This is a genomic window from Stieleria varia (genome assembly GCF_038443385.1).
Lineage (GTDB): Bacteria > Planctomycetota > Planctomycetia > Pirellulales > Pirellulaceae > Stieleria > Stieleria varia.
In genome coordinates, this window is record NZ_CP151726.1 from 7,242,943 (window position 1) to 7,264,760 (window position 21,818).

8 protein-coding genes are annotated in these 21,818 nt (G+C 56.6%); 7 read left to right on the plus strand and 1 reads right to left on the minus strand.

Annotated elements, in window-relative coordinates:
* The first annotated feature begins 150 nt into the window (after positions 1-150).
* From Pla52nx_RS24335 to Pla52nx_RS24345, 3 genes are all read left to right on the plus strand, one after another.
* Positions 151-1,317: a hypothetical protein gene (locus tag Pla52nx_RS24335; RefSeq protein WP_146522845.1), complete on the plus strand. Its 1,167-nt coding sequence runs from the start codon at positions 151-153 to the stop codon at positions 1,315-1,317.
* A gap of 322 nt (positions 1,318-1,639) precedes the next feature.
* The gene (locus tag Pla52nx_RS24340) at positions 1,640-3,499 is read left to right on the plus strand and encodes a carbon starvation CstA family protein (RefSeq protein WP_146522844.1); all 1,860 of its coding nucleotides are present in this window, start codon (positions 1,640-1,642) and stop codon (positions 3,497-3,499) included.
* Positions 3,500-3,618: 119 nt separating this feature from the next.
* Positions 3,619-6,291: a leucine-rich repeat domain-containing protein gene (locus Pla52nx_RS24345; protein WP_146522843.1), complete on the plus strand. Its 2,673-nt coding sequence runs from the start codon at positions 3,619-3,621 to the stop codon at positions 6,289-6,291.
* Positions 6,292-6,555: 264 nt separating this feature from the next.
* Here Pla52nx_RS24345 and Pla52nx_RS24350 read toward each other — a convergent pair whose 3' ends face one another.
* A complete protein-coding gene (locus Pla52nx_RS24350) occupies positions 6,556-14,811 on the minus strand; it encodes an FG-GAP-like repeat-containing protein (protein ID WP_146522842.1) in 8,256 nt (2,751 codons plus the stop codon).
* 179 nt (positions 14,812-14,990) lie between these two features.
* On the opposite strand from Pla52nx_RS24350, the gene Pla52nx_RS24355 reads away from it, so the two are divergent.
* From Pla52nx_RS24355 to Pla52nx_RS24370, 4 genes are all read left to right on the plus strand, one after another.
* Positions 14,991-15,935 (plus strand): alpha-1,2-fucosyltransferase, encoded by a 945-nt coding sequence (locus Pla52nx_RS24355; RefSeq protein ID WP_146522841.1) that lies wholly within the window; start codon positions 14,991-14,993, stop codon positions 15,933-15,935.
* Between the two features lie 31 nt (positions 15,936-15,966).
* Positions 15,967-17,148 (plus strand): 3-hydroxyacyl-CoA dehydrogenase, encoded by a 1,182-nt coding sequence (locus tag Pla52nx_RS24360; RefSeq protein WP_197455008.1) that lies wholly within the window; start codon positions 15,967-15,969, stop codon positions 17,146-17,148.
* Between the two features lie 511 nt (positions 17,149-17,659).
* Positions 17,660-19,138, plus strand: coding sequence for a UvrB/UvrC motif-containing protein (locus Pla52nx_RS24365; RefSeq protein WP_231742589.1), 1,479 nt, complete (start codon positions 17,660-17,662; stop codon positions 19,136-19,138).
* Positions 19,138-21,744 carry a hypothetical protein gene (locus Pla52nx_RS24370; protein ID WP_146522839.1) on the plus strand — a complete coding sequence of 869 codons (2,607 nt, stop codon included), beginning with the start codon at positions 19,138-19,140 and terminating at the stop codon, positions 21,742-21,744. Before Pla52nx_RS24365 ends, Pla52nx_RS24370 begins: the two co-directional genes overlap by 1 nt.
* Positions 21,745-21,818 lie beyond the last annotated feature (74 nt).

The following is a 21,818-nucleotide window of genomic DNA, read 5'->3' on the forward strand; positions in this document are numbered from 1 at the left end:
TCCTCAACCTCGGAGGGGCGAGCGACTTTTTCAGGTTGGCAGTCTAGGTGATCTGCGTTTGGTTTGTCGGAAGTTGCGATTCTCGTGGTCATTTCGAATCTATCGGACCGATACGGAAAGTGAATTTGATTTCTCCCAAGAGGTTTCAGGATGAAACGCACACTTTCCGTTTCGGGTCGACGCAACCGCATCGCTCGTTTTTTGATGTCATTGACCGTTGCAGGATCGGTGGCTGTTGTGGGGCATTGGGCCAATGCGGGTGCCGGCTGTGGCTGTGCGACGCCTGAGCCTGGATGCGGCGTGGTATCGGTTGATTGTGGTTGCGAAGTCGGGGGGTGCGACTGTGGTGTCGCGGCCGAGCCGACGTGCGGTTGCGGGGTTGCGGCCTGCGGAGGCTGCAAGACGCCTCACAATCCGTTGTACCGAACGCTGGATGCCGTTGCCGGCGGAATCGAAAAGGTCTTGGGTTTTGACAAGTGCAAATCGGGCTGCAACAGCGGATGCGATAGCAACTGTGACGACGCTTGCGATGCCGGGTATGCCAACGAATTGATGAATCCGATCTACATCCCGCCGTCACATTCTCATGGCGCACCATCGCCGATCGTCGAATCGATCCCGTCGGTACCACCCTTGGTGACCTCACCGCCGACGATCACCGAGTCGGTGCCGATGTATTCGCAACCTCGCTCGGCTGCCCCTCGAATGGCACCTCGTAGCATCACGCCGGCGGATTCCGCTCCTGGGGCCACTGCGCCCTTGCAGGATCCGACACCGATCCCGCAACCGGAAGCTGCTCCAGAGCCCGGTACTCGCATCGCTCCACCGACTCCGCCCGAGACGACTCCACCGGCGGACAGCAAGAAGGGCGGATTTGATTTTGATTCGCTAGATGATCCGTTCGGTGATGACGAAGTGCGAGCGAATCAGCCCTATCGCCGCGTGCATCCGATCAGTCATGAGCGATTGCCGGCACCGCCGCCTGCCACGGAATCGACGGTTCCGTTTTCCGGACGAACGACCTTGTTGGAAAAAAGTCGAGTGAAATTTCAAGACGCCAGACGTCGCTACAGCGGCGGTTCGGTTCGTCCGGCATCGCACGACGACGGCTTGCAGCCTTTGACCGATCCCATGCCTCACTTGCGGTCGGTCAGTCCCACCCAACTGCGTCCCGCCCCCGCCGTGAACCGCAACGCTACGGTTCGTCCGGTGGGGCAAGTCCAGCCGGCATCGGCACAGGAAGATCGTTTCGAGGGTGCGCCGGCTCCTTTGTCAGCAGGCCGAGTCCTGGCCCCCTATCGCCGATCGAATCGCTAGTCGCGTCGATCACCACGTGGGCAAATCCAATTGAAATTGGTGTTCAGCCCATCGGTCTCATCCCGCAGTGAGGCCGGTGGGCTGATTTCGTTGACCGGTACCCAAACAGCTTGTTGATTTTGTCGTAGGTTGGGATTGAAAGACTGTAGGATGGGCACTCTCGCCCGTCTGAGTATTGAATGTCGGCCAAGAGTGGCCAACCTACGAATAGATCAACATGCCGGAATCGGACAGAGCCGACGTGCGAATCTTTTGGGATCGGTTATCATGATGGGCTTGTACCCTTCCCCCGGACATTGCCCACCCCGCTTTCGATTCTCACATGAGCACTTTGCTGGTTGCCGTTGCTTCGATGATCGGTTTCATCGTCGCCTACAATACGTACGGACGTTGGTTGGCTCAGCGATTGTTCACGCTGACCGACGATGCGATCATGCCGAGCGAAGAAATGCGGGATGATGTGGACTTTGTCCCCACTCGCAAATCAATCGTCTTTGGGCACCACTTCACCAGCATTGCTGGAACGGGGCCGATCGTCGGTCCGGCATTGGCGGTGTTTTGGGGCTGGCTGCCCGCTCTATTGTGGGTCGTGTTTGGGTCGATCTTGATCGGTGGCGTACATGACTTGTCGGCCTTGGTCATTTCGATTCGCAACAAAGGTCAGACGATCGGTCAAGCAGCAGGGCGGATCGTCTCGCCTCGGGCAAAGATTCTTTTCTTGATCGTGTTGGCACTCGCGTTATCCGTGGTGTTGGCGGTTTTCGGATTGGTGATTGCGAACATCTTTTCGATCTATCCCGAATCGGTGCTGAGTGTTTGGATGGCGATGCCATTGGCAACCGCGATCGGCTGGTGGGTGTATCGACGGGGAGGCGGCTTGTTGGTTCCGAGCATACTGGGGCTCGCGTTGTTGTACGCCTGTGTCTACGTCGGCGCTTACTACTTGCCGATCAATTTGGCGGCCGTCCTGCCATCCGGGCATGCGTACTTGACGCCGGTGGTCGTATGGACGGGGATCTTGCTGCTGTACGCGTTCGTCGCGTCGGTCTTGCCGGTGTGGCTGTTGCTGCAACCGAGAGACTACATCAACAGTTTGCAACTTTTCGTCGCGCTGGGGTTGCTCGTGATTGGATTGGGCGTTGCGTCCTTTACCGGAGCAGCGGACTTGACTGCGTCGGCACCGGCGATCTCGGACGAAGTGCCTGCGGATGCGCCAAGCATGTTGCCGTTTCTGTTCATCACGATCGCATGTGGTGCGTGTAGCGGTTTCCATTGTTTGGTCAGCTCGGGGACGACGAGCAAGCAACTGGAAAAGGCCAGTCACGCGCAGGCCGTCGGGTACGGCGGCATGCTACTCGAAGGCATGTTGGCCGTACTGGTGATCTTGGCCTGCAGCGCTGGGATCGGCATGGGACCGCTGACTAGGCAAACGATCGCCGCAACGGATAGCGTGGCAGCACACATCGAAATCGAACGAGCCGAAACAACAGGCCGTGAGGCTTGGCGAGCCTATTATCGGACCGGCATCAATGGCGAACCGGACGCGGGCTGGAAGAATCAAAACTTGGCCAAGAAGGTCGGCGCATTTGTGGACGGAGGGGCGAACTTCCTCAGTTCGATCGGCATGCCCTTGAAGCTCGGCGTCGCCGTGATGGCTGTACTCGTCGCTTGCTTTGCCGCCACCACACTGGACACCGCGACGCGACTACAGCGTTACGTGATCAGCGAGTTGGCGGAATCCGCGGGTGCTCGCCCGTTGGCCAACAAGTACGTGGCCACGGCGATCGCCGTCGGCGTGGGTTTGGCGATCGCGGTGTTCGCGGGTGAGAAACCTGGCACGGGAGGTCTTGTGCTCTGGCCATTGTTCGGGGCCACCAATCAACTGCTCGCCGGTCTGGCCTTGATGGTCACCGTTGTGTTCTTGGCCCGGCGTAGCAAACCATTGGCGGTCGTCGCGATTCCGATGTTCATCATGCTGCTGATGCCCGCCTGGGCCATCACACTGGACTTGTTCAACGATTGGCTCCCCAACCGCAACTACGTTTTGAGCGCCTTTGGTTTGGGAATCTTGGGCCTGCAGGCCTGGATGGTGGTCGAAGGTATCCTGGTTTGGAAAGAATGCCAGGGTGTGTTGGAAAAAACGATTGAACAGGAAATCAGCAATTCAACGGCATCGACATGACGAAATTGGCTTGGCTTCGACGTTGGCTAGCGGGGTGGCTAGCAGTGGGAATCATTTGGGGTTGTTTTTTGACTCCAGGGAACCGCTGTTGGGCTGATCGCGGAGACCAGATTCCGTCGTTGCCTGGCCCCCTCAGTGCGCCGCCCGACGGCCCGGTGATGACAGGCGAGACTCGGTTGCTGTTTTCCAACGGTTACGAACTGAACTTGGTTTCAATCAAGGACTGCGATGCGGGGGCGGCAGCTTGGGACGCGTCGGGGACAAAGCTGACGGTCGATTCCATCAATAGCTCCCTTGAAGGCGACGTTGCTGGCAGCGAAATTGCCACGTCAAAGATCCCGGAAAAGGCTGGTTTCAAACAACGGCTTATCTTTTTCACCGCCAATTTGCCAACTGCAACGGATGTGTCGGTGGAAGTCATAGGCGTTGGCCAAGTGGAAGTCCAGCAAGAACAAGCTTGGAATCGTCGACACGACGAGGAATACGACCGCGACCTACTCTCGGGCACCGTCTGCGTTTCGTTGCCAGTGCAGCAAAGCACGGCGGACCTACGAGTGACGGTGGATTTACCTCATTGGCAAGGCATTGCACAATTTCGTTCCGGCGGTGGGCTGGATCATGGTATCAACTTCGTTGGTCGTCTCTCTGCCGATGGGAGTACGAATTACCAAGCGACAGGCGATTTTGGTGGTGAACTGGACCGTGTTCGGGTCATTGCGATCGGTCGAAACGACGAAGTCATTGCAGCAACCGAAAGCGTTTTTTCTGTATCAGGCACGCCGACTTGGAGTGGGACCTTTGCAAAGGATGCAACGAATCAGATCGATCGTTTTGTCGTCCAGCGTCGCAGCCCTGCCAGTGCGATCCTCTTGCGAAATATAGCTGTCGAACCGGCGGCCAATCCTGATGCTGATACAGCACCACTCGCTTGGCTTGACGTCCCAGGCCAGCCGCGTGAGCCGATCGACTTGCGATTGCCTCGCCAAAATCTGAATCGGTTCATCGGCAAAGCCGAGTCTCCCTACGTCGTCAACGTGACGCCCTCGACCACTTTGCGGCTACAGGCTTTGACATCGTATCCACGCCCCGATCAATGGTGGAGTCCTGATGGTTCTGTGTCGTTCCCGCCAGCGGACCCTTACTATGCTCGAGATTTGAAATTTGATGATGAGGGCGAAGTCTATTTCGAAGCACGGTTCGTCGTCGAGTTGATTGGCGACAATGTGACGGACGAACAGCTTAGCGCCGTCGAGGTCAACTTCACTGGTGGCAAGAATGGAAGTTCGTTCAATGTTCACGCTGCTGGAGTGAATGCTGCCCAACCCGTTCCCGTCGATCCAGCAGCCAGAGCGTCCATCGAGTTGCCGCGAGTCTACTCGTTCGTGGAATCACACGATCGTCGGACGGTTGACTTGAGCGTCCGCCTGGCGGTGGATCCGTGGAGCAAAGGCGAAAGTGTCCCCTTGGTTGATCGTCCCGAGAATTACGACTTCAGCAAACCCTTTGCGACGCTGCGGTACGAAGCCGAAGCGACCAATTACCCTGTGGCGTTTGCCGTCCAAACGGACGAAGAGTTTGAGCAGGGAGACAAAAAGACTCGCGTCTACGTAGTGTCGTTTCCGCCTCAGATTGACGTCCAGCATCGTGTCGTCGCACGAACCGTGGACGGCAAGGACGTGAAGCCTTTGTTCCGGACACACGCAAAGAATCAGACGGTTGTCGGTTTCAACTGTGACATGACAAAAGCTGATTTGATTCTGCAGCATCGTGCAGAGCACAACGTGATGTTTCGCCGTGTGGCGTTGAAACCCAACAGCGTGACGTATCCCAAGATCATGTTGTCGGGCGAATACCCTGACACACTCGATGCCATAGCTCCGGTCCACGTGTTTCGGTCACCGGGTGGTGAGGTATTCACCGAACCCAACAGCTCAGGCTCGGCGAAATGGCTCCAGGAGTTGCAGCGGTCGGGTGCGAGGTTGCGTTTTGATCGTGCCCCAAAGACGAACGAGAACGCCGCGTTGCGGTCCGTTACTTGGCAAGACTGTTACGACGACGAGTTGGCTTTGTTGGCTCCACTGCGAGGCGTGAAAGCCCTGACGCTCGACTCGCGTCATCTGACCGACTCGGGGCTGGAGCTACTGACGGCAATGACCGAATTGCCTGAGCTGGAAATCAAGAACAATCGCAAGCTCACGACAGCGTGCTTGCATCCCATCGGACGCTTGGCTGGACTACGGAAATTGTCGATCGATGATGTCCTGGTGTCAGGAAAGTCCAACTATGACGCGACGGATTTCGACGCATTGGCAAATCTGAAACAACTTCGATCGCTTCTGTTACTCAATTGGGATGTCGACGATCGGTCGCTCGAATTCCTCTCGAAGTTGGAGTCGATTCGAGAGTTGAGTATGAATGGGACAGAGGTCACGGACGTCTCGATCGCAAGGATTTCCAACCCACTGGCCGTTGAACACTTGGAAATACGCCAAAGTCAGATTTCGGATGGCTCCTTTGAGCGATTCCGCGGCTCTCGTTCTCTTCGTCGGCTGAACATCTCCGGCGAGAATGTTTCGGACCGAGTGTTTGAATCGATCCTGCAAATGCCGGCGTTGGAAACTTTGGATCTTTCGCCATCTCAAGTCACCGACGCGGGGCTCACCCAACTGGTTGACGGCCTGGACAGGCTTCCGCGACTCCGACAACTCAATCTCAGGGAAACACGCGTCAGTCGCGAGGGCTTGGACGCCCTGCACAGAGCGGCCCCCAAGCTTCGCTTGATCGGAAACTAGTGCATCGTCCAGTCTTAGAACGTGGGTTCGGTGAATGAGCCGCTTTGGCGATAGCCGCGGTTTCCGCGACACAACCGTGGCTATCGCCACAACGGCGAACTCTGGACTGCTCGAAGTTTGGGGTTGTGGCATTTTGAGTTTGCGCAGGTCTGCTGTCACCTCCACCAAGGAACTTGGTGGAGGTGACAGTGGACAAGAGATGACTCAAAGCATCACGCCGAATCATCGACTCAACCCTAAATATTGAATCGCCCAGCCTAGACTCTAGAAAAGCTGCCACGACCATTCGTCATCCCTGTTCTCGTCATCCAGTTCTTCCATCACACGAGACAAAGACGAGTCGATGATTGAAACCCGGGAGGCGTCGTGACCCTCAACAAGTTCACCCGATAGGCGGGCTCGCTGTGCTGCCAATTCGTTGATCACGTTCAGTGCGTCCAACGCCGTTGCTAATCCATCGGCATTGGTGTCGTAGAACAGGTCGCCGTTGTTCGGCTCAGGTGATCCCGGCAGCTCGCTGCTGGCTTGTTGTGCCAATCGATTGACGATCATCAATGCGTCAAGTGAGGTGACATCGCCGCCGCCATCGACGTCGAAGTGATTCACCGGGTTTTGCCAGATGCTGCCATTGGTCAATTGGATGACGGCTCCCTGACTGGCCAAGACATGAGTCATTCGGCCATCGATCACCACCGGCGTCTCAAAACTCCAACTGCCCACGAAACTCAACTGCTCGCCGGTGGACGCGATCACGTGCAGTGTGTTGCGAGCATCCGTTGCTGCAACCACCCCGGGGGCGGAGAACACAGCGGACTGTGACGTCGAGGTCGACAAATCGATCCGCTCGATGTTGGACCATTTTCCCGTTGCCGAATCGTCAAATCGGATGGTCGCGTTGGGTTTTACCGCGATCAGTGTGTCGTTGCCGAGTCCGCCGTCGATTCCACCCAGATCGTATTCCGCCAAAGTGACGGTGTCGTCGCCGGCGGCGGTATCGAGAAACAGTAGTCCGCCATTGGAGATCGGTTCCACATACACGCGTTCGCCCCTTGTCCCCATGTTCAGCACGCTCAGCGTCGTCCCGTCGGCTGGGGTGCTGCGAATGATTTGATCGGTCGTCTCGTCGATCAAAATCACCGACGAGGCGTTCTCACGACGAATTCGCAAGTCGTTCAAAACAGAATCGACGTGGACTGCGGCCAGAATTCGTCGTGTCGCATTTCGATAGCCGGGATCACTGCCGGCGGCGTCGACGCTGACAAAGACCTCTCCGATTTGATTGCGGTCGATGTCAAAGTCCAACGGGGTGCTGACTTCAACTTGCTGTGGTTGATCCCAGTTGTCCGGGGTGAAAATCAGCTCGGTTGGACTAAAGATCACATCGGGAACTCTGTTTCCATCGACGACCAATCGCACGTCCGTCAGCGGTCGTGTTTGCAAACGGAGTGCGAACGAATCGGAAAGCCCAAGTTCGTTCACGATCGTCGAACCATCCGTCTCCGACAAAACGATCGCAGGCAAGTCGTTGTCGCTCACAGCGACCGGGATGCTTTGATCGGCGACGGATCGGAAAGCCGAACTTGATGCAGCCACATCGATCGAAGCAATCAGCGACAACGTCATGTTCGGCTCAGTCGTGATGTCGTCGATCGCGGTCACCGTGAGGAACTGCGGGACATTCCAGTTATCGGGAGTGAATGTCATGGATGTCTTGTTCAAACTCAACTGCTGAGCGTCCGACGACTCAAGGTTGATCACCACATTGCCGACCGGCTTCACGTCCAAGACCAGTGAAGCTGTTCCAGCCAAACCAGATTCGACCACGTTCACACCAGCAGTGTCCCAGTGAAATCCCGGCTGCTCGTCATCGATCACAAACAAGTCGACCGATACTTGAGGGTGCCCCGCGGCGCTAGCGACGAGGGACACGTCGCGGGTCCCATCGGCGGCATCGTTGTTGATCGTCCGAATCTCAAAGTCGAGAAACGAACGACCGGCAGGAAACTGAATGGTTCGAGGAAGGTCCAACGTGTCGGCGATGGACACATCCAAACGCACAGTCATCTCGCTGCGTGTATTGCGAGTCAAGCGTGCCGTTGTCTTGGTACCACCCTCGATCAACTGGTTGCTCATCAGAGTCAGGCCGAGTTGGGGTGTGTCGTTTTCTGCTACTGCGACGGTGACGGACGTCGAAACGTATTCAGGTGAATTCGCAAGGACGGTCACGCTGCGATTCACACCCACGACGTCGTTGTCGATGATCGCTGCTGCGAATTCAATGGAGACATCTGATTCGGCAAATGTGACAGAACTTGGGAGGGAAAAGAACTGCGGGACGGAACCTTGGAGACCCACGACCGATTCGATCCCGGCCGCCGGTCGGGTCAAACGAAAGCGGACCTCGCCCGAGTTCTCAAAGATCGGTTCGTTGAGCACCGCGATCGACAGGGGCTCGTGATCTTGGACGGTGATGGATGCGACACTGTCAATGTATCCGTCCAACTGTGCGGTGACATCGATCGCAGCGTTGCCGTCCACCAACACATTGTCGATCGCTGAAACCGTAAACAGATCGGATGTCGTATGGCCATCGGCAAACGATACGGTTACCGGAACCGAAAGCCGCGTGGCATCGGCTGAAGTCAGTGTTACCGTCGCATCGCCACTTGGGTCGGTTCGTGTCAAGTAACCAGTGGTCGTTCCACCCAGCTCACTGATGGTGGAGCTGCCAAAGGCAAACGCAAGCTCTTCGTGATCCGTGATGGTCACTGTGTCTGTGCCGTCGATGTAACCAGCCGCAGCACCGACCACCGATACCAGACGTGTGCCATCGAGCAAATCGTTGTCGATGGCTGTGATGGTGAACGGCGTGGATTGAGTTTGCCCATCCAAGAACTGCACGAACGCCGGGACGCTCAATTGGCTGCCGGGAACTCCTCGGACGGTGGCGATCAAGCCGCCTCGCGGATCGGTTCGCGTCATTGTTGCCAGCGATAGGCCGCCCCTTTCGCTCATGCTGTCTTCGATGACATCAACGGTCAATTCTTCGTAGTCGGTCACATCAATGCTGACCAACGAATTGATCATGTTGGGCGTGTTGGCGGTGATCGTCGCCAATTGGTTGCCGTCCAGAATCGAGTTGTCGATTCCCATCAACTGCACGGTTACCGTTGACTCACCATCTGGAATGGTCACGCTCGATGGTAGGCTGAGCTTATCAGGCCGGCTGTTGAGCAGTGTGACGGTTTGTTCGCCACGCACGTCCAATCGAGTGATGGTTAGAACGGCCGAGCCGGCTTTCTCGCTCAAACTCGATGTGGAAAGCCGCATGTTCATCGTCTCGTGGTCGGTCACGTTGATCTCTGTCTCGCCCGACAAGATACCGATCGCCGTCGCGGTCACCAAAACCACTTGGGTGCCATCGAGCAAGTCATCATCGATGGCGGAGAAGGTGATGGGGACCGACTCCACGCCAGCGGGGAAAATGACCGTGCGAGAGACAGTCCTCAACTCGGTCGAGTCTGAGATGTTGAGCGTGACCGACATCGGCGCGCTCAAATCAGCGAATCGTCGCGATAAAGTAGCCGCAGTCACTCCGCCTTTCTCGCTGATCGTCGAATTGACAACGTCGATGGCCAGGGTGGGCTGCGCGATGCTGAATGCGGCTCGATAGTCTCCACCGGCAATTCCGTCGCCCGATGGCGTATTATTCCATATGAATGGGTTGTTGTTGCCCGGGATATAGCTGCTCAAGAACTCACCGTCGAGCAGGTTGCCGGCCGTGTTGGTGATGCCGCCCACATCCCCATTGGCTTCCAACAGATAGAACCCATTTTCCAGTGGCCGATCGAATTCCAAAGTCGCTTTGAGCGTGACCGGATCCCACTGGATGATTCCGTCCGAATCAACGAGCACGACATCATCGGCGTCGAAGAAGGTTGGAGTCGGGCTGCGTCGAAGCTGCAGGTTCGACGGAGTCAATGTGCTCACATCGATGTTGCCGCTGAAAGCAACCCAGACGGAGTTGGAGGATGAAGTGACGACGTGCGATCCTGGCAGAATCGAAACATCGATCACCGACGGTCCGTGAATGAATCCATCGACATCGACGGGGGCTCCCGGCAACAACCATTCAAAATGCATTTGCTCCTGGCCGGTGGTTTCCTCGTATTGAATACGAATTTGATAGGTGCCAGCGGCTAGCTCGGGCGTCAGTTGACCGGGCAACAATCGGTGCCCTGTTCCCCAACCGTTGTCAAAAAGTTCACCGTCGGCAGAGTTCAGGTTTCCGTCCCCATTCAAGTCGATCCACATGCGGCTGCCATCGTCGCTGCGGGTGACCAACTGAATTCCATCGGTCGGTATTTGAATCCAGCCGTCCCACTGGACGGAAAAGTCATCCCAATTGTCGTCCGCGCTGCCTCCGGTGATCCCCACGGTGGAACGTACACCAAATTCGGCACGACTGAAAGCGACTTGAGGGTCGACCCTTGTGCCTGAAATGGTTTGACTGTTCCGCCAGTCGTCTTCGACCGCATAGCCGCGAAGGTTGGAGTTGACATATGAGCCCGTCAGGCCGCCAGACGACAGGGCGGCATCGGTGAACAAAGCCGACTCGGGAACGGAACCGGACACGCTGATCGGTTCATTCAATTGAACCCGCAGGCCGGCGGCGTCCTCCAACGTCCCTTGAATCAAGTACCTTCCCGAATCCGGAATGCCTCGGGAGTACAAATTCAAGCTGGGATTGAAGGACTGTCTGACATGGTCGTAGGTTGCATCCAACGGCAGCAGAGTGTCATCGGCCGTATTGAACAGTCCGTCTTGGCCGGTTCCCCGCAGCGTGAATTCTGCACTGTGGACACTGGCGATCGACAGATTGTCGGTCATGTTCAACTGAAACCGACCGCGATTGTACGGGTCACGCAAGTAGGAAGCATCGCGGACTTGCGAAGGTGCATTGTCCAATTGCGAGATCGTGAACGGCATCACAAAGGATCCGCCGGTCGCCCCGTCACCGCTCAGTTGCGGAAACCCGAACGTGCTGCTCGCTTCGCCGTCCAGCAAATTACCTGCGAGGTCGGTGATTCCACCCACATCTCCATTGAGTGTCACCGTGTACGAGTCCACCGGCAACGCTTGATCTGCGGTCCAGATCAGGGCCGCGTCCAACGGATTGAAAACGACGTTCCCTGTGTGGACACCACTGTTGGCACCGACAACGGAGATGTTTGCGTCGGTCAGTGTGGCCGGATCGAGTACATCATTGAAAAAGAACACCAGCTCGGCGGTCTGATTGATCGTTGAGCCGTACTCAGGAAAGACGGCGTTGATCTGTGGTCCGTCTTGGTCCAATGCTCGCTGCGGAGTGACCTTGAATCGATAGTTTCCTGCCGATCCCAGTTTCCCAGAGACCTCGATCGTCACCACGTCATCGGTTTGGAAGACATGCGAGATGAACGGATCGACCGACTCAATTCCCGAGTTGCGATCCAGCCCATCATCATTGAGTGTCAGCAGTTGACCATTGGAACCATAAATACTGAGCATGGCATCGAGCGGATACTGAAACTCAGCCGAATCGATATCGAACGTCCATCGACTGCCCGCCGTGACGGTCAATTGAAACGTATCGACGTCGTCGTCGTCGTCGATCGCACTGAAAACAGTACTGCGATCATTCCGCGGGTCGTCGGCAATCTCTTCCATGATGGCAATCGTGTTGTCGCCTTCATTGGAAACAACAAACTCTTTGTCGCCGTCGCCATCCAAGTCGATCGCTGCCGCGATGGCTTCGTTTCCGCCCGCCTGTAAGCTGATCAAACGGGTGAATTGACCATTACCCAATCCCAGGCTCACTTGGGCCGACGTGTTGTATCCTGCCGAGATCAAGTCGATCACACCGTCGCCATCGACGTCGTCGGCTTCCAAGAAAAATGGATCAAAGGGAACATCGAGCGAACCGTTCAAGGTAAACGAGCCGCCGACGCGGGCACGGAACAAATCGATCCTTCTCTCGTCCCTGCTGGCAACCGCAAAATCTGTCAGTCCATCTCCGTCGAAGTCAGCCGCGACGACGCTTTGCGGATTGTCGCCGACAACCAAGGTGTTCAGGGGCAAGAATGTTCCGGATCCGGTTCCCGACAACAGACTGACCGTGTTCGAATTTGCGTTGGCGGCGACCAAGTCGATCCGCCCGTCACCGTTGAAGTCACCCGAGCTGACCGAGTACGTATTGTCGCCCGTCAAGAAGTTTGGTCCGGCGCTGAACGTGCCGTCCCCGGCGCCCAAATACGTGTAGCCCGTCTGCGTCGCAACGGTAACGGCCACGATGTCCAATCGCCCGTCGAGATTGATGTCGACGAGTTCCAATCCTTGAGGTTCGCGAGGAACGGCGTAGGTCATGGCGTTGGCAAAGCTGCCGTCGCCGTTGCTTAGCAACACCGTCACGTTTCTTGCCCCGTAAACCGCGACGACCAAGTCCGCGTCACCATCGCCGTCCAAATCGCCGATTTCCAGTGGTTCTGTCCAGCGTGTGATGTCGCCACCGATGGCGACGGTGGTCGGGGTGCCCAGCGATCCATCGGCGGCGGTCAAAAAGACGCTGATTGAGTTTTCGACGTCGTTCGCGACGGCAATATCGTCCCGTCCATCGGCATTGAAATCGCCGGTCACAATGTCAAACGGTCGGCCTTCCGTGTCATGCAAGGCGACGACGGAATGATCCAGCGTCATCTCGATATAGAACGGATCCAGATTCAATGGGCCGGTGGAATCTTGTTGCTCTGATCGATGGATCTGTGCACCCGGCTGCAACGCCCAATCCAAGTAGTCGCGTACGTCGTAGACAGAGGTTCCGGGGCGTCGGGAATCAGTACCTTGGAAAGCATAGGCACCACCGACCGGCAGATACTCGGTCGAACCCACATAGGACATCAATCCTTGTGCATCACGAGCGTGTGGCAGGCCAGTCGCATGCCCGAATTCGTGCATGATCGTTGGCGTCGTCAGGTACGAGATGTTGTTGGCGGAGGTTTCCAACGCGCTGTTCACCGCAGTCCCTTGACTCGATCGGGTTCCGCGTCCGCCACCGCCCAAGCCGCCCGCACCGATGTCGCCAAAATCTCCGATACCCGAGGCTACTCGCTCGTTGCCATCAAGCGGTTTTGTCAATGTCGTTTCGACGTCGTAGACTTCGTAGCGAGATTCGAACACGCCCACGACATAGTCTTGCGCGGCGGGAACGGCATAGTTGGCGACGCGATCGAAACCAAAGTAAGAATCGGTCCCGTCGAAATCGAAGTAGTTGACGGCGTTGTCACGTTGCAGAGAAAAATTGGTTCGCGTCGCATAGCTCAACGCATAAGCACCCGTTCCGACGGGACTCGCCGCCAGGACTTCGATGAAGTAGCGACCGGGAACCAACGCATCGGTGAACTCCGTGTCCAACTGTCCGGTCGATGAATGCCGAATCATTTGGCCGTACTGGTTGTACAGTCGCAGTTCTTTGCCGGTCTCGACGATCTGCTCGGAGCCGGACGCTTGAACACTGAAGTTGAGGAACTCGATGCCGTTGATCTCGAATGAATAGAAGTCCGCATCGCCTGGATTGGAGAGCACTCCGGTGATGGTTTCACGCAAATCCGTTGAACGGTAGAGATCTGCATCTGCGAAACTGTCTCCGACATCCCGTGCCACTCGTGAATCGGCAAAGCGATTGATGACGGTGGAGTACTCGCCGGTGAAGTTGCCCTGAGTGTTTCGCGACGACATGGTCACGTAGATCTGCCCGCCGGTGGGTACGCTGACGGCCACTCCATTGCCGTCGCTTCCCTGACCCAACACTTGTCCGGTGGCCGTTCGTACGGTCACCGCTGGTGAGTGCTGTGGCAATCCGGCAAAGGCGACGACGATGCTGTCACCATTTTGTGCATCGACGATATAGGTGTCGACATCGATCAAGTCGTTGATGCTGCCATTGACGATCTGCCCCAGCGCGGCCGCGTTCGCTTGAGCCACCGAGTCATTCGGTTCGGCTTCGGTGCGCGTCGCAGGGTTGTTGACCGTCGACTGCATGCCGTAGTCACCCACAAACGTTCCAAAAGCGTTCTGCGAAGTGATGCGGACGAAATATTGACCGGTCGATGGTGCCACCAATGAGATGTCGCGTCCATCAAACGAGGTGGACATGGTTTCGCCGGCGTCGTTCAGGATCTCAAGTCCCGGAGGCAGAGTCGGATCGAACCGCGGTGCATTGATATTGAACGTATCGATCAGGAAACGCTGCCCCTGCAGCAACGTTGTTCGAAAGAAATCCACGTCGTCGGTTCGGCTCAAACGGCCTTCCAATACATCACCGGCGACGAAGACGGTCGCGTCGACGGTCGCTTCGTTGGGTTCGATTTCCGCCGCCAGCATCTGTCGGCGTTCCAAGGACTGCAGCGACAGCGGCCGCTTGCCCGGACAGCGTTTCGTCGATCGGGAACGTCGTGGGCGGATGAAACCGTGGGGAAGTGGCATGATTTCGGGGGGGATCAGGGGAAAATCATCAGGATCAACGCGGAAATGATTTGCCCAGTTTAACTTGCCCCCCCGCCGAATGATACGCTTGGCTGATCACCCATTGAGATGGCTTTTGGCCGCACATTTCGCACAATTCGACCTTGTGTCTCCCCTGTCGCCCCGCCTACCTTTTGCCCATGCACCCGCCCCAAATCATCATCGCACGCAGCTATGGCCAGTTGGGCAACCGGCTTTTCCTGTACGGACACATGATCGCCGCCGCCCGACACTATGGTGCCGAGCTGCTCAATCCATGTTTCGCGGAATACGCGCGCCTTTTTGAGACCACGGCTGGCGATTTGTGGTGCCGCTACCCGGTCGTGACAGCGGAGGCAGATTCGCAGGACAAACCGTCTCCAGCAGATGCTGCCCAGGCACCGTCGACACGATCACGTCGCTTGCTTGCTCAAGCCATCGAGCGGTCCGCAAAACTGCTGGCGGCGACACGTTGGAATTCTCGCGGGTTAGGGGTTTTGAAATTGGGGCGGGACGTCGCGTGTGACTTGGCCGATTCCACGTTTGAACAAAAGCTGCGTTCCCATCGACGACTGCTGACTCACGGCTGGCTCTTTCGTAGCGAGACCTTGTTCCGACGGCACGCAGATGAGGTGCGATCACATCTGCGTCCTGCCGAGTGTCACCGGCAAAACATTGCTCGCTGCATCACCCACGCCAGGGCCGACACGGACGTGTTGGTCGGCGTGCACATTCGACGCGGCGACTACGCGACCTTTCAAAACGGTCAGTATTTTTTTGACGATGAATGCTACCGACGTTGGATGCATCAATGTGCGGAACAGTTTGATGGACGCAGGGTGACGTTTCTGGTGTGCAGTAACGCTCCGGTCGACGCCGAGCAATTTCCTGGATTGAACATTGTGCAGGGACCTGGCCACTTGCTCGAAGACATGTACACGCTGGCGGAAACCGATTTCATGATCGGTCCTCCCAGCACGTTCACCGGCTGGGCCGCGTTCATGGGTGGCAACGCGCTGCAGTATCTGCAAAGCAAGACGGATTCGGTGTCCGTACCGGATCGCATTGTTCGACGTCGCGATCATACGCTGGAGTCCGCGGCGTGAGATTCCAAGCATGACATTGGAGTCGAGTTCAGTGCCTCAAGACTCAACACTCGAAACGTTGCCTCCCGTCTTTCTGATCGGAGCCGGCGTGGTCGGTACCGCGATCGCACAATCGCATCTGGACGCCGGCGTTGCGTTCTGCATTGGCGATCAGGACGCAGACGTGTTGCAGCAAGCTGCCCAGCAGCTCGTGTTGCCCAGTGACAACTGGAGTATCACTCAGCGTCAGATCCCAGGTTTGTCACTTCCTGGTCTCTGCGTTCAAGACGAGTCGATTGACATCCGGACGCGGCCATGGATCGTCATCGAGTCGGTCGTCGAACGCTTGGACGTCAAGCAAACCTTGTTCAATGTTGTCGGAGGCGTGTTTGGGGCGAGTGCAGCGTATTGCAGCAACACGTCCAATCTACGGATCGCCGACATCGCGGCGGGACTTAACGACGCGAGCGGGTTTTGTGGGATGCATTTTTTCATGCCCGTTACCGAGCGTCACGCGGTTGAGATTGTGGGGCATGATGGCACTTCACAACCAACACTGACAAGGGCGTCAACGCACGCGAGGCGATTGAACAAGGAGCCGATCGAGGTCGCCGATGGTCCAGGCTTTTTGGTCAATCGGATGCTTTCCCCCTACATCAATCAATCAATGCTGCTGCTGACGACCGGTGCATCAGCCGATCAAATCGCTGCGGGGGCTGCCGCGTTTGGAATGCCGATGAGCCCGCTGGAGTTGATCGACTGGATCGGTTCGCGGACATTGTTCCACGCGGGTCGGGCGTTCTGGCAAGCTTTTCCACATCGCTTGAGTCCTTCGCCCATGGTCGCAGGTTTGGTCAAGAATGATCGCCCCGGTCGTGCCGCAGGCCGAGGTTTCTATGACTACGTCGGCGGATTACGATCCGAAAATCTTGCCCCCATCACACGCGAATTGATCGAACGCTACCGGACCGATCAGCGTGTCTACTCGCTCACGGATATCGAGCATTTGTTGGCCATTCCGATGTGGATCGAAGGCATCGCGGCCCTGGCCGAGGGCGTTGCCAATGGTCCCGAGCAAATCGATATCGCAATGCGGTGTGGCTTGGGGTACCGGCATCCGCTAGGCTGGAACGGCTACTTTGAGGCGCTGGGCAAAACGCAAATGGACTCCGCGATAGCAAAATGGTCCGACGCGTTTGCTTCGATGAGAATGCCTAGCCCTGATTCAACATGAGCCGCCACGCGATAGCGTCCGGTTCCCGAATTGAGGCGTGAGAACCGGACGCTCTCGAGAGAATCTCGCTAACGATGTTTGTCTTATCAAACGCTGGGTGGTGTCATACGCCCTGAGCCGCTGGCCGTCAGGCCACGGGTTTTACGCACTGAAATGGATGCTCTGTGCGTGTAAGACCCGGCCGCTCACGCGTCGCGGCTCACGGCGTTTGATAGCGTCATCCGCGTTGATATGTTGAGTTGTTTGGGATTGAACGCCAAGATCGCGCAAAATGCTGTGATTCCTCCGCGTTCTAAGCCGGACGCTCTCTATCGCGCTGCGGCTGATGTATCAAACGGCAACGTCCTGCTTTCAACGTAAACCAAGTCTCGGCTATCAGTTGCGTCGTAGTAACAGACGCCTATGCAATATCTGCGTTTAGCAGGAAAACGCATAGCCTGTACAATGCACTTGGCGGCGAGATAATACTGTCTCATCTCTTTCTCGATTCGCAAAGGCTCCCGACCGACGCATGGTTGATTACCCATCGCCCAATGATAGTCGCGACGAAAGACGCGATGATCCGCATGAATCACGCCTGCAAAGTGGCACGGCGGATGTCGTGAAAGAAACGGCAGCGGACGGTGCCAGTAGTGATGATGATGTGGCACAAAGTGAGGTTCTCGACTCAGCGGGGTCGCTCGGCTTTGATCATGCGGCGACGAAGGTCAAGAGCTTTCCGACGTCACCCGGCGTCTACTTGATGAAAGATGTCGCGGGACGAGTGATCTATGTCGGCAAAGCCAAGAACCTGAGAAGTCGCGCGGGTAGCTATTTTCTCAAAGCGGCTGCGGAAGATCAGCGGACGGCCACTTGGATCGGCGAAATCGCCGACATCGATTACATGGATTGCGACAGTGAAGTCGACGCATTGTTGGTCGAGTCGCGGCTGATTAAAGACATACAGCCCAAACACAACAAGGAACTCAAGGACGACAAGTCGTTTCCCTATTTGATGATCACGACGCACGATGAGTTTCCGCGGATCGAAGTCACGCGGGAGCCGAAGGCAAAGGGCGTCAAGCTTTATGGACCGTTTGCCAGTGCCGGAGCGTTGCGGGGAGCGATCGGGGTGCTGCAAAAAATCTTTAAGTTCCGAACATGCACGCTGGATATCAGCGAGTCGGATGAACGCTGGAAGTGGTTTCGCCCGTGTTTGTTGGCCAGCATCAACCAATGCAGCGCGCCGTGCAATTTTCGCATCGGCAAAGAAGACTATCGACGCGACATCAAGCGGCTGCAGACCTTTCTCACCGGCGGCAAAACGCGTTTGCTGAAAGAGATGCAGGACGAGATGGTGGCGGCCAGCAAGTCGTTGGATTTCGAACGCGCCGCAGTGTTGCGTGATGAGATCAAGATGCTAGAACGCCTGGAGGAACGAGGTGAGTTGGAGACGCATGCACAGCCGGAGGTGTTTTACATCGATCCGAAAAAGGGACTCGCGGGGCTTCGTAAAGTCCTCGACATGCCCAAGACCCCACGGGTGATCGAAGGCGTCGACATCGCTCACCTCGGGGGCGGCCAAACGGTCGCGTCGTTGGTTCAGTTCATCGATGGATTGCCATTCAAACCGGGCTATCGTCGCTTCAAAATCCAGGATGTGAAGGGCATCGATGACTTTCGCAGTATCTATGAAGTCGTCTCAAGACGCTTTCGGCGACTGAGCGATTCTGGAGATTCTTTTCCAGACATCTTGTTGATCGATGGTGGCAAAGGACAATTGAACAGTGCGATGGCGGCCTTTCGTGACCAAGACATCACGCCGCCGGTGGTGATCTCGTTGGCAAAGAAAGAAGAAGAGATCTATCGTCCGGGGATCTCCGAGCCGTTGAAGCTGAGTCGTAACGCATTCGCATTGCGGTTGCTGCAATATGTTCGGGACGAATCCCACCGCTTCGCGCAACACTATCATCACATGCTCCGTACGAAATCCACCTTTGACGAAACCTGATGCCGCGACGAACCGTCAGCCTGCTGTTCGCCCCTCTGGTTTTGCTCGTGGTGTTGCTGTCGACCATGACAGGGTCGCAGCGGATCGCTTTCCGAGATGTCAGCCATTTCTATCTGCCACTGTACGATTATGTGGCGGAGCGATGTAGTGAATCATGGCTGCCGTTGTGGAATCCGCTGGATCAAACAGGGATTCCACTGATCGGTGAATCGTCGACCGCGGTGCTGTATCCGATTCGATACCTGCTGTTCGCGTTGCCGATCTCGACCGAGCTGTCGATGAACGGGTATCTCGCCGTGCACTTGATCTTGGCGGCGACGACGGCATGGTGGCTGGCACGTCGCATCGGCCAATCAAACCTCGCGTCGTCGTTGGCCTCGATGACCTACGCGCTCGGCGGCGGCGTATTTGGGCTCGCGTGCAACCCACCCTTTCTCGTCGGTGCCGCTTGGCTGCCGCTGGCACTGGGCGCTGCGATTGCCGTGCCGCTAACGCCAGATGGTTCTTGTCGGACGCCGAGGTTTTGGAGTCGTCTCGCCCTCTTTGCCATTGCGATCTCGATGATGATCCTGGGTGGCGACCCTCAGTCAGCGCTGCATGTTTGCCTCGTCAGCGTTTGTGTGCTGGTCGTGGCGGGGATTCGTAAACCAACAAACAAGGTTGTGGAGATTCCTTGGCGGGAATCGGTCCTCGTGATCGGTGGTGGTTGCGTGCTGGCCGCATCCCTGTCGGCGATCCAAATCGCGGCATCCTACGATTGGACGCGACAGAGTGATCGGGTTTCGCGTCAGGAATCAAGCCAATGGTGGGAACCGCCGATCGATGGCAGCCATCGATTCAATGTGTTTAGCTTTTCATTGCCGCCATGGCATGTCGCGGAACTTTTCACGCCGCATCCGTTCGGGAGGACTTTTCCCGAGAATCAAAGGATCGGTGCATTGCTGCCGGGCGATGGACGCATGTGGACGCCGTCGATCTACATGGGAGTCATCGCCCTATTGGCTTGGATGACCACACTGATGCGTTGGCCATACGATGGACTTGGGCGTTGGGAGTGGGTTGGGCTGGTGAGTTTGTTGCTCTGTTTTGGGCAGTTCGGCATCGCTTGGCTGGTACAGCAATTCACCGATCGGCTCGACGCGTACGACAGCGCGATCGGTGGTCCGTATTGGTGGTTGTATAAATTTTTGCCTGGTTACGACGCGTTTCGCTATCCCGCGAAATGGTTGCCCATGTTCTCGATCGCCAGTGCCGTGATCGTGGGTAAATGGTTTGATCGATTCCAAATCGACAACGAGACCGTGTATCGCCGCAACTCAATGCAAATGATGTTCCTGACGACCGTGATGTTGGCAGTGGCGGGGTTCGCGGTGGCCATTGCATGGTGGCTGAATGCGGGGGAAACAGCGACGAAGCAGATGGCGGGCGACTATTTTTGGGGACCACTGAACGTTCAGGCGGCTTGGGGAACCATTGGATGGTCCATTCTGCATTCCATGATCGCGGTGAGTGTCATTTCTCTGCTGTTGTGTTGGCCCCAGAAGCAAACCGGCGAAAGAGGTTTGTGGTTGACTCCGATGCGCGCCGGATTACTCGCCTGCTGCATCGCAATCGACCTGGGCGTTTCGGCCTTTTTGATCTTGCCACGAATTTCGGTCGAGGACGAGCAACAGTTAGCAGCGAAAATTCATTCAAAGGTTCCCAGAGGAACTCATCGGTGGATGCGGACGCAAAATGGTGGTTGGCCGGAGCAGTGGTTGCGTGAGTCATCGCCTGATCGCGCGTTGGTCGTTTCGGCAAGTGAACGAGCGGCGTGGTTTGGACGCTGGCATTTGGCGGATCGTCAAGCGGTGTTCAACAACATGACGACCATTCGCAGCAAACGAATCACGGACTTTTGGTTGGCTGCAAAATCACGATTGCCTGCGCTCAGCGCTGCAGAAGAACGGCAGGCGTGGCAGTCCATTCGCCGATGGTTGACGATCGAAGGCGTTTCCCATACGTCTGCGGACACCGTCTCCGTGGAATTGGACGGACAACCAAGACCCATGGTCGATGTCACACGTAGACTGTTGCAAACGATGCCCCAGGTGCGAGCCGATTTGGATTGGGACGTTGTCGAACCAAGCCAAACTGTTGCTGGGGAAGTCATCGATCGTGTGCTGCGAGATGAAGATTTCGTGAAACCGATTGTGGTTTCGTCGACGGTGAATCTCGAACGTGCTCCGCAGGGACTCGAAAGTGCTCCGCAGGGACCGGTCCGTGACGCACAGATAAAGGGCCTGCGTGATGGTTGGGAAATCACCACGGATCAGCCGGTCCTGATTTCGAGATCCGTGTTGCAGGATGGAAATTGGCGGGCTTACTTGCTCGCGATCGACTCGTCTGATATCAAACCGACGAACGGCAAAACGGAACTTACTCTCCACTGCGTCGATGGACTTCGTCAGGGGTGCGTCGTACCTGCTGGACATTGGCGGCTGATGTTCGAGTATCGCCCCTGGTGGCTCTATCCTGTGATACTGATATCGTTGTCGGGCTGGTGCATGCTACTGCTCATTGTCTTGACAGCCTGCTGGGATGTCCGACAAAACAAGTCGCGATAGAGAATGGGCGATGGGGAGGCTCGTTTGCTGTGGAGGGAATTCTGGCGAATCCCATTACCGGGGCGGGTGTGAGA

Excerpts from the sequence above, each read along its gene's own strand:
- Pla52nx_RS24355 (WP_146522841.1), top strand. The coding sequence starts at position 14,991 with ATGCACCCGCCCCAAATCATCATCGCACGCAGCTATGGCCAGTTGGGC.
- Pla52nx_RS24350 (WP_146522842.1), bottom strand. The coding sequence starts at position 14,811 with ATGCCACTTCCCCACGGTTTCATCCGCCCACGACGTTCCCGATCGACG.
- Pla52nx_RS24365 (WP_231742589.1), top strand. The coding sequence starts at position 17,660 with ATGGTTGATTACCCATCGCCCAATGATAGTCGCGACGAAAGACGCGAT.
- Pla52nx_RS24335 (WP_146522845.1), top strand. The coding sequence starts at position 151 with ATGAAACGCACACTTTCCGTTTCGGGTCGACGCAACCGCATCGCTCGT.
- Pla52nx_RS24340 (WP_146522844.1), top strand. The coding sequence starts at position 1,640 with ATGAGCACTTTGCTGGTTGCCGTTGCTTCGATGATCGGTTTCATCGTC.
- Pla52nx_RS24370 (WP_146522839.1), top strand. The coding sequence starts at position 19,138 with ATGCCGCGACGAACCGTCAGCCTGCTGTTCGCCCCTCTGGTTTTGCTC.